13 protein-coding genes are annotated in these 13,206 nt (G+C 72.3%); 7 read left to right on the forward strand and 6 right to left on the reverse strand.

Annotation, left to right across the window (positions count from 1 at the left end; all coding sequences use genetic code 11):
* Positions 1–49: 49 nt before the first annotated feature.
* Positions 50–1,489, forward strand: coding sequence for a glycoside hydrolase family 3 protein (locus AB0C16_RS20155; RefSeq protein ID WP_357684965.1), 1,440 nt, complete (start codon positions 50–52; stop codon positions 1,487–1,489).
* 92 nt (positions 1,490–1,581) lie between these two features.
* Here the strand turns inward: AB0C16_RS20155 and AB0C16_RS20160 are convergent, their stop codons facing one another.
* Positions 1,582–2,763, reverse strand: coding sequence for an ROK family transcriptional regulator (locus AB0C16_RS20160; RefSeq protein ID WP_357685264.1), 1,182 nt, complete (start codon positions 2,761–2,763; stop codon positions 1,582–1,584).
* 100 nt (positions 2,764–2,863) lie between these two features.
* Here AB0C16_RS20160 and AB0C16_RS20165 point away from each other — a divergent pair, with 100 nt between their 5' ends.
* The 6 genes from AB0C16_RS20165 to AB0C16_RS20190 all read left to right on the forward strand — a co-directional run bounded on the left by AB0C16_RS20165 (position 2,864) and on the right by AB0C16_RS20190 (position 9,208).
* Positions 2,864–3,382 (forward strand): helix-turn-helix domain-containing protein, encoded by a 519-nt coding sequence (locus AB0C16_RS20165; RefSeq protein ID WP_357684967.1) that lies wholly within the window; start codon positions 2,864–2,866, stop codon positions 3,380–3,382.
* Positions 3,379–4,524, forward strand: a complete 1,146-nt coding sequence (locus AB0C16_RS20170; RefSeq protein WP_357684969.1) for an MFS transporter — start codon at positions 3,379–3,381, stop codon at positions 4,522–4,524. Before AB0C16_RS20165 ends, AB0C16_RS20170 begins: the two co-directional genes overlap by 4 nt.
* Complete coding sequence (locus AB0C16_RS20175; RefSeq protein ID WP_357684971.1) at positions 4,505–5,722, forward strand: aminopeptidase; 1,218 nt, start codon at positions 4,505–4,507, stop codon at positions 5,720–5,722. The genes AB0C16_RS20170 and AB0C16_RS20175 overlap by 20 nt, the downstream gene beginning before the upstream one ends.
* Before the next feature lie 78 nt (positions 5,723–5,800).
* Complete coding sequence (locus AB0C16_RS20180) at positions 5,801–7,816, forward strand: endonuclease/exonuclease/phosphatase family protein (RefSeq protein ID WP_357684973.1); 2,016 nt, start codon at positions 5,801–5,803, stop codon at positions 7,814–7,816.
* 8 nt (positions 7,817–7,824) lie between these two features.
* Positions 7,825–8,274 carry an Rrf2 family transcriptional regulator gene (locus AB0C16_RS20185; RefSeq protein ID WP_357684975.1) on the forward strand — a complete coding sequence of 150 codons (450 nt, stop codon included), beginning with the start codon at positions 7,825–7,827 and terminating at the stop codon, positions 8,272–8,274.
* Between the two features lie 154 nt (positions 8,275–8,428).
* A complete protein-coding gene (locus tag AB0C16_RS20190) occupies positions 8,429–9,208 on the forward strand; it encodes a DNA-formamidopyrimidine glycosylase family protein (protein ID WP_357684977.1) in 780 nt (259 codons plus the stop codon).
* Here the strand turns inward: AB0C16_RS20190 and AB0C16_RS20195 are convergent.
* The 5 genes from AB0C16_RS20195 to AB0C16_RS20215 all read right to left on the reverse strand — a co-directional run bounded on the left by AB0C16_RS20195 (position 9,205) and on the right by AB0C16_RS20215 (position 13,130).
* Complete coding sequence (locus tag AB0C16_RS20195) at positions 9,205–9,561, reverse strand: helix-turn-helix transcriptional regulator (protein WP_113701653.1); 357 nt, start codon at positions 9,559–9,561, stop codon at positions 9,205–9,207. The genes AB0C16_RS20190 and AB0C16_RS20195 overlap by 4 nt on opposite strands.
* A gap of 286 nt (positions 9,562–9,847) precedes the next feature.
* On the reverse strand, positions 9,848–10,339 hold the full coding sequence (locus AB0C16_RS20200) for a nicotinamide-nucleotide amidohydrolase family protein (RefSeq protein WP_357684980.1): 492 nt from the start codon (positions 10,337–10,339) through the stop codon (positions 9,848–9,850).
* A 2-nt stretch (positions 10,340–10,341) separates the two neighbouring features.
* A complete protein-coding gene (gene pgsA / locus AB0C16_RS20205; RefSeq protein WP_357684982.1) occupies positions 10,342–10,914 on the reverse strand; it encodes a CDP-diacylglycerol--glycerol-3-phosphate 3-phosphatidyltransferase in 573 nt (190 codons plus the stop codon).
* Positions 10,911–12,320, reverse strand: coding sequence for a 30S ribosomal protein S12 methylthiotransferase RimO (gene rimO, locus AB0C16_RS20210; protein WP_357684984.1), 1,410 nt, complete (start codon positions 12,318–12,320; stop codon positions 10,911–10,913). The genes pgsA and rimO overlap by 4 nt, the downstream gene beginning before the upstream one ends.
* 45 nt (positions 12,321–12,365) lie before the next feature.
* Positions 12,366–13,130: a RodZ domain-containing protein gene (locus AB0C16_RS20215; protein WP_357684986.1), complete on the reverse strand. Its 765-nt coding sequence runs from the start codon at positions 13,128–13,130 to the stop codon at positions 12,366–12,368.
* Positions 13,131–13,206: the final 76 nt, after the last annotated feature.

Raw genomic sequence — 13,206 nt, forward strand, 5'->3', positions numbered from 1 at the left:
GCGGCACGCGCCGTACGTGACGCTGCACGTTTCCATCTGATGAGGAGCCATGAGTCAGAGTGATCGGGGGCTGCGCCGCCTCGCGGCCGGCACACTGCTCGTCGCCTTCCAGGGCACCACGGCGCCCGGCTGGGTGTCGCGCGAGTTGGAGGACGGCCTGGGCGGCGTGACACTCTTCGGGTTCAACGTCGCCGACCCGGACCAGCTGAGGTCCCTCACCACCTCGCTGCGGGGCGCCGGTGAGCCCGTGATCTCGCTGGACGAGGAGGGCGGCGACGTCACCCGGCTGGCCTACCACGTGGGCAGCCCGTATCCGGGCAACGCCGCGCTCGGCGCCGTCGACGACGTGGAGCTCACCCGTCAGGTCTACCGGGCGATCGGCTCGGAGCTGGCCGCCTGCGGGGTCAACCTGGACATGGCGCCCGACGCCGACGTCAACACCGAGGCCGACAACCCGGTGATCGGCACCCGGTCGTTCGGTGACGATCCGGACCTGGTCGCCAGGCACACGGTCGCCGCGGTCCAGGGGCTGCAGTCGGTCAACGTGGCCGCCTGCGTCAAGCACTTCCCGGGCCACGGGGCCACCCGGGTCGACTCCCACCTGGCGATCCCCGTCGTGGACGTCACGCCGGCCGTGCTGCGCGCGCGGGAGCTGGCGCCGTTCCAAGCCGCGGTCGAGGCGGGCACCAAGTCGATCATGACGGCGCACGTGGCCGTGCCCTCGCTGACCGGCGACCTGCCGGCGACGCTGTCGGGCGCCGCGCTGACCGGGCTCCTCAGGGGCGAGCTCGGCTACGACGGCGTGGTGATCAGCGACGCGCTGGACATGGCCGCGATCACCGACGGCGTCGGCCTGGGCGGCGGCGCGGTCCTGTCCCTGGCGGCCGGATCCGACCTGCTCTGCCTGGGCCCGCGACCCGGCTACGACGACGTGCTGCGGATCATCGCGGAGATCGTGGCGGCGGTCCGGGACGGGCGGCTGCCGGTCGCCAGGCTGGAGGAGTCCGCGGCCAGGCTGGCGGTTCTGCGCTCCTGGTTCGGCACCCCGGGTGAGTCCCCGGCCGAGCGGAACGGCGTCGGCCTGCACGCCGCCCGCCGCGCGGTGCGCCTCACCGGCTCCACCGCACCGCTGGTCGAGCCGCTGGTGATCGAGGTGGACACGCCGCCGACCATCGCGGTGGGCGACGTGCCGTGGGGGGTCGGGCCGTGGCTGCCGGAGGCCGAGATCGTCCGGATCGAGCCCGCCGCCGCGGACGTGGCGCTGCTGCTGGCCAAGGCCAGGCAGCGGTCGCTGGTCGTGGTGGTCAAGGACGCCCACAGGTACGAGGCCAGCCGGGCGCTCGTCTCGGCCCTGGTGGCCGCCCGGCCCGACGCCACGGTGATCGAGATGGGGCTGCCGATCTGGCGGCCCGGCAGCGCCGCCTACATCGCGACGTACGGCGCCGCCCGGGCCAACGCCCAAGCGGCCGTGGAACTGCTCACGACCTGAACAGCCCCACGGGCTCACGAGCCTGACCGGCTCCCAGGGACCCACGACTGACCGGCTCGCACGGGCTCACGACCTGACCGGCTCGCACGGGCTCACGATTTGAGCAGCGACTCGCGGGCCTGGTCCAGGGCGGCGAGCACGGCGCCGCGCAGCACGGGGTTGCGGTCGGTCACGGTGGTGGTGACCACCTGCGGCCGCACGGGGCAGATCCTGGCCACGGCCTCCTCCACCCGGGAGGTCAGCGCGGTGCCGCCGGCGTGACCCACCTCTCCGGCGAGCACCACCAGGCCGGGGTCGAGGATCACGCACACGGCGGCGACGCCCAGGGCGAGCCGGTGGGCTATCTCGTCGAGCAGCGGCTCGCCCCTGGACCCGGCGGCCAGGGCGACCTCGACGCACTCCCCCGCGCTGCCGGCCGCGAAGCCGTAGCCCTGGGCCAGCTCGGCCACCGCCTCGGCGCTGACCAGCGACTGCAGGCCGCCCGCCAGCGAGGGCAGCCGGCCCGGGGCGGTGCGGATGTCCTCGGGCAGCGGCACGCCCGGCACCGCCAGGTAGCCGATCTCGCCCGCGCTGCCCGAGCGGCCCCGGTGCAGCTTGCCGCCGAGCACGACCGCGAGGCCGAGGCCGCGGCTGGCCCAGAGCAGGACGAAGTCGCCACGTCCCTTGGCGGCCCCGTCCACCCGCTCGGCGATCGCGGCGAGGTTGACGTCGTTCTCGATCGTGACCTCGCGCTTGAGGTCGCGGGCCAGCGCCTCGTGGCTGCCCTCGTGCCAGCCCGGCAGGTCGAAGGCGTAGCGGACGTCGCCGGTGCGCGGGTCGACCACGCCCGGGGTGCCTATCACCACGCCGCGCAGCCTGCCGACGCCGACCTTGGCGCTGCGGCAGGCCTTCATGATCGCCTCGTGCACGACGGGGACCAGGTCGTCCTGGCCGTCGGGCTCGAACGTCACCTCCGCCACCGTGTGGCCGTGGATGTCGGCGACCGCGGCCGAGACGAGCCCGGGACCCACCTCCAGCCCGGCCACGTAGGCGCTGGAGGGGATGACGGAGTAGAGGGCGGCGTTGGGGCCGCGCCCGCCCGCCTGGGTGCCCACCATCTGGACCAGGCCGCGCTCCTCCAGCCGGGCGAGCGTCTGCGAGGCGGTCACCTTGGACAGCCCGGTCAGGTCGCCGATCTGCCCCCGCGTCATCGGGCCGGTCGCGAGCAGCAGCTCCAGCGCGGCCCGGTCGTTGATCTCCCTGAGCAGTCTGGGCACACCAGGGCGTCGCTCCACGCTGTATCCCACCGTCATTTCGAAAAGGTTGTTGGAAGTTTAGCGCTCTTCGCCCGTTCCAGACTTTCCCAAGGCATGTTGGGAATGCCATAATCCCAACATGTCTTGGGAAAAGGACGAGCTGGTTCCGCTGCGCGCGCTGGCGAACCCGCTGCGCATCCGGATCGTGTCGCTGCTCACCGGCGCCTCCATGTCGGCCACCGAGGTCGCGCGGGAGCTGGACATCGCCCACGCCTCGGCCAGCTACCACCTGCGCCAGCTCGCCGAAGCCGGCTTCCTGGAGCAGGTGGACGAGCATCCGCCGCCCGGCGGCAGGGGCCGGCCCCGGCGGCGCTACCGCTACGACCTCTCCAGCGGGATGCGGCTCGACCGCTCCGGCAGGCGGCTCCTGCACGACGCGATGTTCACCGACCTCGCACGGCGACTGGAGCAGGCCCGCGACCAGCGCATGTCCATGGACGCGGAGGTGTGGCTCGACAGGTCCGTGTGGGAGGAGGTCGTCGGGCTGATCGGCCAGGCGGTCGCCATGGTGCACGACAAGGCTCGGCCGCCGCGCTCGGCCGACAGCGTCAAGGTCAGCATGACCGCCCTGCTCCTGGAGATGGGCGACGATCGTTGATCCGCCCTCTGCTGCTGAGCACGGGACTGTGCTTTCTGTCGGTCGGCCTGCTCATCCCGATGATCCCCAGGTTCGTCACCGGCCCGCTCGGCCAGGGCACGGGCGCGGTGGGCGCCTGCCTGGCGACCGCGGCCGTGACCGCCGTGCTCGCCCGGCCCCTGGCGGGCCGGCTGGCCGACCGGTGGGGGCGCGCGACGGCCGCCCGCGCCGGCGGCGTGGTGCTCGCGAGCGCCACCTTCGCGCTGCTCCTGGCCGACTCGCTGCCGGCGCTGCTGGCGTGCCGGGCCGTGGCCGGGGTCGGCGAGGCCCTCGCCTACGTCGGCCTGGCCACCGCCGCGAGCGACCAGGACCGGCCGGGCGCGGCGATGAACCTGTTCTCCGTCGCCGTCAACGTGGGCCTGCTCGCCGGACCGGCACTCGCCGAGACCGTGTACTCGGCCGCCGGGTTCGACGCCGTATGGGTGCTCGCCGGGGCCACGGCCACGGGGATGGCCGCCGCCTCCTGGATGCTCGGCGGCTGCGCGGAACCGGCCGGCAGGCGGAGCGGGGGGCCTCTCGTCCACCGTGCGGCGTTACTTCCCGGCCTCGCCTACCTCGCGGGAGTGTGGGGCTACACCGCCTTCAGCGCCTTCATCCCGCTGTACGTCGCCACACTCGGTCACGGCGGCAGCGGCACGCACTTCCTCGTCTACGGCGGCGTGCTGCTCGCGGTGCGGCTGGGCGGCCACCGCCTGGTCGCCCGGACCGATCCGCGCACGAGGGGCCTCGCCTCCCTCGCGCTCACGGCCGCCGGGCTGATCGGGCTCGCCGTCTGGCCTTCGGTGACCGGCACGCTGTGCGCGAGCGCGGTGATCGGAGCCGGGCAGGCGCTGGGACTTCCGGCGTTCCTGGCGATCGCGGTGGCCGGCCTGCCCCCCGGGCAGCGCGGTGCCGCGGTGGCCACCACGACCGCGTTCTTCGACCTCGGTTTCCTCACCGCCGCGCTCGCCCTCGGCGTCATCGCCGAATCGCTGGGCCTGGCATCCGGCTTCGCCATCGCGGGCGGCGTGTCCGCCATGGCGCTCCTGCTGTTCATCCCCATCGCTCGCCGCGCGCGAGACCTCTCCCCCTCTGGAGGCAGCCTTGACCATCACCCCCGCTGAGCTGGCCGGCTACGCCGAGATCGTCTTCGACGTGGCGGTGCCGATCCGCGCCGACGACCGCGTGCTGATCAACGCCGAGATCGAGCACGCCCCGCTCGCCCGCACCCTGGTCGAGGCGGCGTACGCCCGAGGGGCCCGCTACGCCGACATCTGGTACTTCGACCCCCACGCCAAGCGCTCCCGGATCCGGCACGCGGACGTGGCGACCCTGGCCGAGGTCCCGGCCTGGCTGGACGCGCGCAACGAGGAGCTGGCGCGCCACCACGGCGTCCTGGTCAACATCCGCGGCTTCGCCTCGCCCGATCTGCTCGCCGACCAGGACCCGGTGCGGTCCGCGCTGGACCGCATGCCCAACCTCTCCTCACGGCAGCGGCTGCAGCTGAACAACCTGGTCCGGTGGACGATGGTGCCGTACGCGACACCGGAGTGGGCGCGCGCGGTCTTCGGCGAGCCCGACGAGGCACGGCTGTGGGAGCACCTGCGGTCCATCCTCCGCCTCGACCAGCCCGATCCTCGCGCCGCCTGGCAGGAACGGCTCGACGAACTGCTCCGCCGTGCGGAGGTGCTGAACGAGCTGCGCCTCGACCGTGTCCGGTTCGAGGGCCCCGGCACCGACCTGACCATCGGCCTGCTGCCCGAGGCGCACTGGACGGCGGCACGGCTCACCTCCGTCCAGGGGCAGGGTTTCCAGGCCAACCTCCCCACCGAGGAGGTGTTCACCACGCCCGACTACCGCCGGGTGGAGGGCAGGATCCGGGCGACGCGCCCACTCGCCCTCGTCGGCACCGTGATCCGCGACATGGAGCTGACCTTCACCGGCGGCGTGGTGACCGACGTAAGGGCCACCACCGGCGCGGACGTCGTGCGCACCCACCAGGCGACCGACGCCGGGGCGGCACGGCTCGGCGAGCTGGCGCTCGTCGACGGCACCTCTCCGGTCGGCCGGTCGGGCGTCACCTACCTCGAGACGCTGCTGGACGAGAACGCCACCTGCCACCTCGCCTGGGGCGCCGGCCTGCCCCCCGGTGTCCCCGCTCACCTGCGTGAGCGCGATGCCGCCGGGCTCGACGAGGCCGGGGTCAACTCCTCCGGCGTGCACGTCGACTTCATGGTCGGCGGCCCCGACGTCACCGTCACCGGAATCCGCCACGACGGCACGGTGATCGAGCTGCTCCGCGGCGAGGAATGGCAGGTCTGAGCGCGGATTTCGCAAGATTGCCGGAAATCGGGCGCTCGGGGCCTTGCCCGGCAGCCGCGCCGAATCCGAGGATGGCTCATGACCATCCCCCGGGTCCCCGCCCTGATGCTGGGCGTGGGCGTCGCGCTCCTGTACGACGTGCTCCGCGTGTTCCTGCCGTCGCTGATCACGCTGTTCGGGCAGGCGGGCTCCACGCCTCCCGAGCTGATGGGCCTCTACGCGGCCGCCTGGTTCACGCTGCCGTTCCTGGCCCTCCTCCTGCCGCCCCGGTGGGCGCTCACGGGCGGCGCGGTGGCGCTCGTCCTCGCGCGGCTCCTGCTGCAGGCCGGGGTCGAGCAGCTGTACGTCGCCTCGGCGGGCGTCACAGCCGGCCTCGTCTTCCTGTACGGCTGTGCCCGCACGGTCCCCCGGCCCGCGGCGCCCGTGGGGATCACGGGCGGTCTGTCGTTCTCGATCCTCGTGCACCTGCTGCTCGACGGGGTGGACCTGGTCTGGCGCGACGGGGTGCTCCCGTGGCTCATGGTGACGATGATCTGCGCCCTGTTCCTCGCGCTGGTCCGGGCCGCGTTCCGCACGCCGGAGCGGGGCGCGGAGCCCGCCCCCTGGCCCACCTGGTTCCTGTTCGGCCCGGCGCTGCTGCTCGCCGGGCTGGCCGCCACGTCCTGGGCCAAGGCGGCCGAGGGCCCCTCACTCGTGTGGACCGCGTTGGGCGTCGGGCCGGTGGCCGTGGCGGCCGTCGCCGCGGTCTCGGCCGTCCTGCGGCCGAGGCACGGGCCCGCCGTCCTCCTGGCCGCCGGCCTTGGGCTGGTGGCGTCCACGGCGCTCCTGCTCACGGCGCCCTGGCCGGGTGTGGGCGCGGTGGCCGGAGCGGTGACGATCCTCTGCCTCGCCCCCGTCCTCACCTCGTCCTCCCGCCCCCTGCCGGATTCGGGCTCCCGCTCAGGGGCCGGGTCCGGGTCCGGGTCCTCCGAGAACGCGACCAGACCCGAGTCTGAGATCGAGGCCACGACCGAATCCGAGCCCGCGCACGCGGCAGGCGCCGGGCGCGGGAGCCGGGCGCAGGGGGTGGCGGTGCTCGGTGGCGGGGTCGTGTTCCTGGTGGCGATGTTCGCCTACTACGCGGCCTACGACCTGAACCTCGGCATCCCGAACCAGGTGATCCCCATCGCGGTGTCGGTGCTGGCCGTCGCCGTGGGCCTGCGGCCGTCACGCGCTCGGTTCCACCCCCGCGAGGTGCCGTCCGGGGCGGCCTGGGAGAACACCGTCCTGGCGGTCATGGCCGGACTCATCGCGACGGCCATCGCCTGGCCGCCGTCGCCGGCCGTACGGCCTGCCGAGGGTGACACGATCACGCTGATCACCTACAACATCCGGATGGGGTACGGCCTCGACGGGCGGCTGTCGCTGGGCGACATCGCGACATGGGCAGCCGCCCAGAAGCCGGACGTGGTGCTGCTGAGCGAGGTCGACCGGGGCTGGCTGCTGAACGGCGGCCACGACGACCTGGCGCGGATCGCCCGCCGGCTGGACATGCGCTACCACTTCGCCCCGGCCGCCGACGACGTGTGGGGCGACGCCCTGCTCACCAACCTGCCGATCAAGAGCATCCACTCGCACAAGCTGGGCCGGCACGACTACCCGACGGGCGCCCAGGCCCAGGCCGTCGTCCTGGACGTGGGAGGCAGGGAGCTGGGCATCGTGAACACCCACCTGCAGGCTCCCGCCGGACAGGCGCCCGAGGTGGCGGCCATCGCGCGCAACCTGGCCGCCGGGCTCGACGCCGGGCAGGCCGGGCCGGGAGCCACCGCCTCCTCCGAAGGGCCGCCCAGGCCGGTGATCCTGGCCGGCGACCTGAACACCGAACCGGCCGATCCCGAGATGCGGGTGCTGGAGGCGGCGGGCCTGTCCGACCCGCTGATCGCGCTCGGCGACCCACCCACATCACCGGCGGAGGCGCCCGTCAAGCGCATCGACCACGTGCTGATCAGCCGGGGTCTGACCGCGGTTTCCGCGCAGGCACCGCGCCTGCCGTACTCCGATCATCTGCCCGTTCTGACAACGTTGCGACTAACCACTGTTGACCAGGAGGGATAATCGACAACATGCGCCTTTCCGCTCGGGTCGACTACGCCCTCCGTGCCGCCGCCGAACTCGCCGCCGCCGGGGCCGGCCCGACCACCGTGGGTGAGCTCGCCAAGGAGCAGGACATGCCTCCCAAATACCTGGAGAACATCCTGCTCCAGATGCGCCGCGCCGGTCTGGTGCGCGGCCAGCGAGGCCCCGAGGGGGGTTATGTGCTGGCCAGGCCCGCCGCGGAGATCTCGCTCGCCGACGTGATCAGGGCGGTCGACGGGCCGCTGGCCAACGTCCGCGGTGAGCGCCCCGAGCACGTCGGCTACCGAGGCCCGGCCGAGTCGCTGCAGCAGGTGTGGATCGCGCTGCGCGCCACCGAGCGGGCGATCCTGGAGGAGGTCACGCTGGAGCAGGTGGCCAGCGGCGCTCTCCCCGAGCGCGTCCGCGCGCTCGCCGCCGACCCCGCCGCCTGGGACTGACGCCCTCCGGGCAAGCACCCCCGGCAGACGCGGCCCGACAAGCGCGGCCTGGCAAGCACGGGCCGACGAAAACGGGCCGACGAAAACGGGCCGACGAAAACGGGCCGACGAACGCGGGCCGACGAACGCGGGGGCCGGTTTCTAGACTGGGCTCATGCCCGAAGGAGACGCCGTCCACCGCACCGCCGCCCGGCTGCGGCAGGCCCTCGACGGGCGGGTGCTCACCCGGTCCGACTTCCGTGTCCCGCGGCACGCCACCGCCGACCTGAGCGGGCGGGCCGTGCTGACGACCGCCTCGCGGGGCAAGCACCTGCTCACCCGCGTCGAGGGCGGGCTGACCGTGCACACCCACCTGAAGATGGACGGTAGCTGGCGGGTCATGCCGGCCACGCGCCGCACCGCTCACGGCGACGTGGTCCGGCTCGTACTGGCCAACGACCAGTGGCAGGCCGTGGGGGTCAGGCTCGGGATCGTCGATCTGCTGAAGACCGCGGAGGAGTCGCGGGTCGTGGGCCATCTGGGGCCCGATCTGCTCGGCGACGACTGGGACCCGGCGGAGGCTGTGAGGCGGTTGCGGGAGGACCTGGACAGGACGATCGGCGAGGCGCTGCTCGACCAGCGCAATCTGGCCGGCATCGGCACCATCTACCGGGCCGAGACGTTGTTCCTGCGCGGGATCTGGCCGTGGCGAAGAGTCGGGGACATCGACGACCTGGAGGGGCTGGTCACGCTGGCACAGCGGCTGCTGGACGCCAACAAGGCGCACGCAGGCACGGTCACCACGGGCGATCGCCGCCCGACCGACCAGACGTGGGTTTACGGCAGGTTCGGCCGTCCCTGCCGCCGATGCGGCACACGCATCAGTCGCGGGGAGATGGGGACACGGTCACAGGAACGGCTGATCCTGTGGTGTGGCAACTGCCAGCCGCGCTAGGCGGCCACCATGTCCTTGACTTCGGGGAACACGGAATCGGAGATCGATCCGGGGACCGACTCGGCAAGAGGGATCCGCTCGTGCTCGGGCGCGTCGGCGAGCACAGGGGCAGCCTGGAGCTCCGCCAGCGCGAACTGGTCGGAAACCTCACGCAACACCTGCGACAGCGGCACCCCGAGAGCACCACAAATGGACGCGAGCAGCTCGGAGGACGCCTCTTTCTGGCCGCGCTCCACCTCTGACAGGTAGCCGAGCGAGACACGAGCCAGCGTGGACACCTCACGGAGAGTGCGCCCCTGCCGCACCCTCAGCCGCCTCAGCACGTCGCCGAGCAGCTGACGCAGCAAAATCATCTGTCGCTCCCTCCCCGGCGCGGATGTCTTCACCACGCCCCGCGCGATCGGATCGTGCCGCATATCCTTCTTCTTCGCTTCGTACATACTCCTCGCCGTCATCATCGGGCGTCGCCGCCCCTGGCTCGCCGCGCGTGGCTCTTTGCGTGACTCATCAGGCCCGCCTGCCGGGCGCTCGGTGCTTGCAGTTGGCTCACGGACCTCACTCACAGCTCCACCGTACCCGTATCCACGGACAGCGCGTGAGACCGTGGTTGGCATGTTCGCTCGGGACGTAACACGGTAATCACCCGAATTGTTCCCCTTTATTTGGCTTCAGCACACTTGCTAGGAGATCTACAGCCTCGTCCACCGTCTTTACCCTGATACGTTCGCGCGACCCTTTCAGACTCAGTTCTCGTCGCCACAATCTGCCGCCGGGCCCGCTGACGGCCGCGAACACGGTGCCGACCGGCCTGCCGTCCTGGGGCTCCGGCCCCGCCACTCCCGTCACCGCCAGGCCGTACGTCGCGCCGCACACCCGCGCCACTCCCAGGGCCATCGCCTCCGCGACCTCCGGATGCACGGCCCCTTCCCGCTCCAGTAGATCTTCGGGCACGGCCAGCAGCGTGTGCTTCAGATCGGTGGCGTAGGAGATCACCCCGCCTCTGAACGCTTTGGACGACCCCGAGACCGAGGTGAACCTGGCGCCGATGAGCCCCCCGGTCAGCGACTCGGCCACGGCCACCGTGGCCGCCCGGCCCATCAGCAGGGACAGCACCTCGGCGGCCTGGGTCATGCTCACTCCCCGCGTGCGCGTCTGGCCACCTGGCGGAGCTTGATGGCACGGATCAGGTAGTCGACGCCCGTGGCCACGGTCACGACCAGGGCGGCGCCCATCACGATCCAGCGGATCGGATCGGGCACACCGGGCAGGATGTAGAGGACGATCGCGGCGATCTGCAGGACGGTCTTGACCTTGCCGCCATAGCTGGCCGGGATGACCGCGTGCCGGATCAGCACGAACCTCAGCAGCGTGATGCCCAGCTCGCGGCCCAGGATCACGAGCGTGACCCACCACGGCAGCTCGCCCAGGATCGACAGGCAGACCAGCGCCGCGCCCGTCAGCGCCTTGTCGGCGATCGGGTCGGCGATCTTGCCGAAGTCGGTGATCAGCCCGTAGCGCCTGGCCAGCTCACCGTCGAGATGATCGGTGATCGAGGCCACGACGAACACCGCCAGCGCGCCCAGGCGCCAGCCGGTGCCCGGCAGGAAGAGGCAGACGACGAAGAACGGGACGAGCACCAACCGGAGAACCGTGAGGACGTTGGCGATGTTCCACGGGCTCACCACGCGGCGCTCGTCCCTGGTCATGGACTGGCCTTGATGCGCGCGATCAGGTCAACCCCCTCGGCGTCCACCACGACGGCGCGCACGATCTGGCCCCGGACCAGGCCGATGCCCTGAACCGTGACGGAGCCGTCGACCTCTGGACCCTGGTGCGCGGCCCGGCCCTCGTAGCCGCCGTCGCCGAGGTCGTCGTCGATGAGCACGTCCACCTCGGTGCCGATGCGCTCCTCGGCGCGCTGCGCGGTCAGCTCCTCGGCCAGCTCGGTCAGCAGGCGGACCCGCTCGTCGATGACCTCCTGGTCGAGCTTGCCCGCGAAACCCGCCGCCTCGGTGCCGTCCTCGTCGGAGTAGCCGAACACGCCGATCACGTCGAGCCTGGCCCGCTCCAGGAAGCCGACCAGCTCACCGAACTCCTCCTCGGTCTCGCCGGGGAAGCCCACGATGAAGTTGGAGCGCACACCCGCCTCGGGGGCGCGCTCGCGGATCGACTCGAGCAGGCCGAGGAAGCGGTCGGGGTCGCCGAAACGGCGCATCCGGCGCAGCACCGGGCCGCTGGCGTGCTGGAAGGACAGGTCGAAGTAGGCGGCGACGCCCTCGGTGCCGGCGATCACGTCGATCAGCCCCGGCCGCAGCTCGGCGGGCTGGAGATAGCTCGCCCGGACCCGGTCGATGCCCTCGACGGCGGCCATCCTGGGCAGCAGCCGCTCCAGCGCCCTCAGATCGCCCAGGTCCTTGCCGTAGGAGGTCGAGTTTTCGCTGACCAGGACGAGCTCGCGGACGCCGCGGTGGGCCAGCCAGTCGGCCTCGGCCACCAGCTCCTCGGGGTCGCGCGAGACGTAGGCGCCACGGAAGGCCGGGATGGCGCAGAACGTGCAGCGCCGGTCGCAGCCGGAGGCCAGCTTGAGCGAGGCCACCGGGCTCTCGTCGAGCCGCTTGCGCAGCACCCGGGGACCGCTGGCGGGCGCGACCCCGTCGGGCAGATCGCCGTGACCGGGGATGCCGGCCCTGGGCGCGGCGGCACGGTCGACCGGTGAGATGGGCAGCAGGGTGCGGCGGTCTCGCGGGGTGTGGGGCTTGAGCGGCCTGCCCGCGAGGACGTCGTCGAGACGGCCGCCGATCTCGGAGTAGTCGTCGAAGGAGATGACCGCGCTGGCCTCGGGCAGTGCCTCGGCCAGCTCGTTGCCGTAGCGCTCGGCCATGCAGCCCGCGGCGACCACCTTGGCTCCGGAGTCGGCGGCGGCGAGCAGCGTGTCGATGGAGTCCTTCTTCGCCGAGTCGATGAAGCCGCACGTGTTGACGACGACGACATCGGGGTCGTCGTCGCCCAGCTGCCAACCGGCAGCCTCCAGTCGCGCGGCGAGCTCCTCGGAGTCGACCTCGTTGCGTGCGCAGCCCAGGGTTATCAGCGATGCGGTTCGGCGGGATGACATGGTGAACACTACGGTATCGGGAGTTGGACACCCCCGATGCACGGGCTACCTCCGTGGTGCTGTGGGAGGCCCGAAAGAGCGGCGCACGATCTCGCCACTTTGCCCGGGATGACCGAGATCCTGGCCGTTGACCTGGAGCGCCACCGCTCCGGCATCGCCGATCAGCAGGCTCACCTGAGACGCGGCCCGCCAGGTCGAGCTCTTGCCCGCCGGCAGCGTGCCGGAGAACAGCTTGCGTCCCCGGGAGTCGCGTACGTTGAGGAACGAGGAGCGCTCGGCCTTGATCTTGACCACCACCTCGTTCTCGCCCGCCCGGCCGGCCAGCGCCGAGCCGCCGCGCGGCGGCTCGTGGATCGGCGAGTTGGGCGGCACACTGGGCGAGGCCGACATCGGCTGCGTCCCGACGGTGTGCTGGTCGGTGGCGCCCCCCAGCACCCTGACCACGCCGAACACGACCACGATGGCCAACGCGACCCCCAGCGCCATCGTCCAGTTGGGAGCCCGCCGCTCGCGGATCCTGAGCTTGCGGTCGGTCTGGAACACGGTCGCGGCCCGCACCGGCACCAGCCCGCCGCCGTGCTGCTCGTCGTAGAGATGGACCATGGCGTCGGGATCGAGCCCGACGGCCTTGGCGAGCACCTTGATGTGCCCGCGCTCGTAGAAGTCGCCCCCGCACTGGGCGTAGTCGTCTCGCTCGATCGCGTAGATGATGGCCTCACGGATGCGGGTGATCGCGCTCAACTGCGCGACCGTCATCCCCGCCGACTGCCTGGCAGCCGCCAGTATGGCCCCTATGCTCTGCTCTTCCACGGCGCACGCCTCCCCGCCCCCGACGATGCGTAGTTAGTCACATTCAATCAGTAATCGCCAGGCGGGGTCGCACCGG

It is taken from the genome of Nonomuraea sp. NPDC048916 (assembly GCF_040649575.1).
GTDB lineage: Bacteria > Actinomycetota > Actinomycetes > Streptosporangiales > Streptosporangiaceae > Nonomuraea.

Excerpts from the sequence above, each read along its gene's own strand:
- AB0C16_RS20155 (WP_357684965.1), top strand. The coding sequence starts at position 50 with ATGAGTCAGAGTGATCGGGGGCTGCGCCGCCTCGCGGCCGGCACACTG.
- AB0C16_RS20165 (WP_357684967.1), top strand. The coding sequence starts at position 2,864 with ATGTCTTGGGAAAAGGACGAGCTGGTTCCGCTGCGCGCGCTGGCGAAC.
- AB0C16_RS20180 (WP_357684973.1), top strand. The coding sequence starts at position 5,801 with ATGACCATCCCCCGGGTCCCCGCCCTGATGCTGGGCGTGGGCGTCGCG.
- AB0C16_RS20185 (WP_357684975.1), top strand. The coding sequence starts at position 7,825 with ATGCGCCTTTCCGCTCGGGTCGACTACGCCCTCCGTGCCGCCGCCGAA.
- AB0C16_RS20190 (WP_357684977.1), top strand. The coding sequence starts at position 8,429 with ATGCCCGAAGGAGACGCCGTCCACCGCACCGCCGCCCGGCTGCGGCAG.
- AB0C16_RS20195 (WP_113701653.1), bottom strand. The coding sequence starts at position 9,561 with ATGATTTTGCTGCGTCAGCTGCTCGGCGACGTGCTGAGGCGGCTGAGG.
- AB0C16_RS20200 (WP_357684980.1), bottom strand. The coding sequence starts at position 10,339 with ATGACCCAGGCCGCCGAGGTGCTGTCCCTGCTGATGGGCCGGGCGGCC.
- pgsA (WP_357684982.1), bottom strand. The coding sequence starts at position 10,914 with ATGACCAGGGACGAGCGCCGCGTGGTGAGCCCGTGGAACATCGCCAAC.
- rimO (WP_357684984.1), bottom strand. The coding sequence starts at position 12,320 with ATGTCATCCCGCCGAACCGCATCGCTGATAACCCTGGGCTGCGCACGC.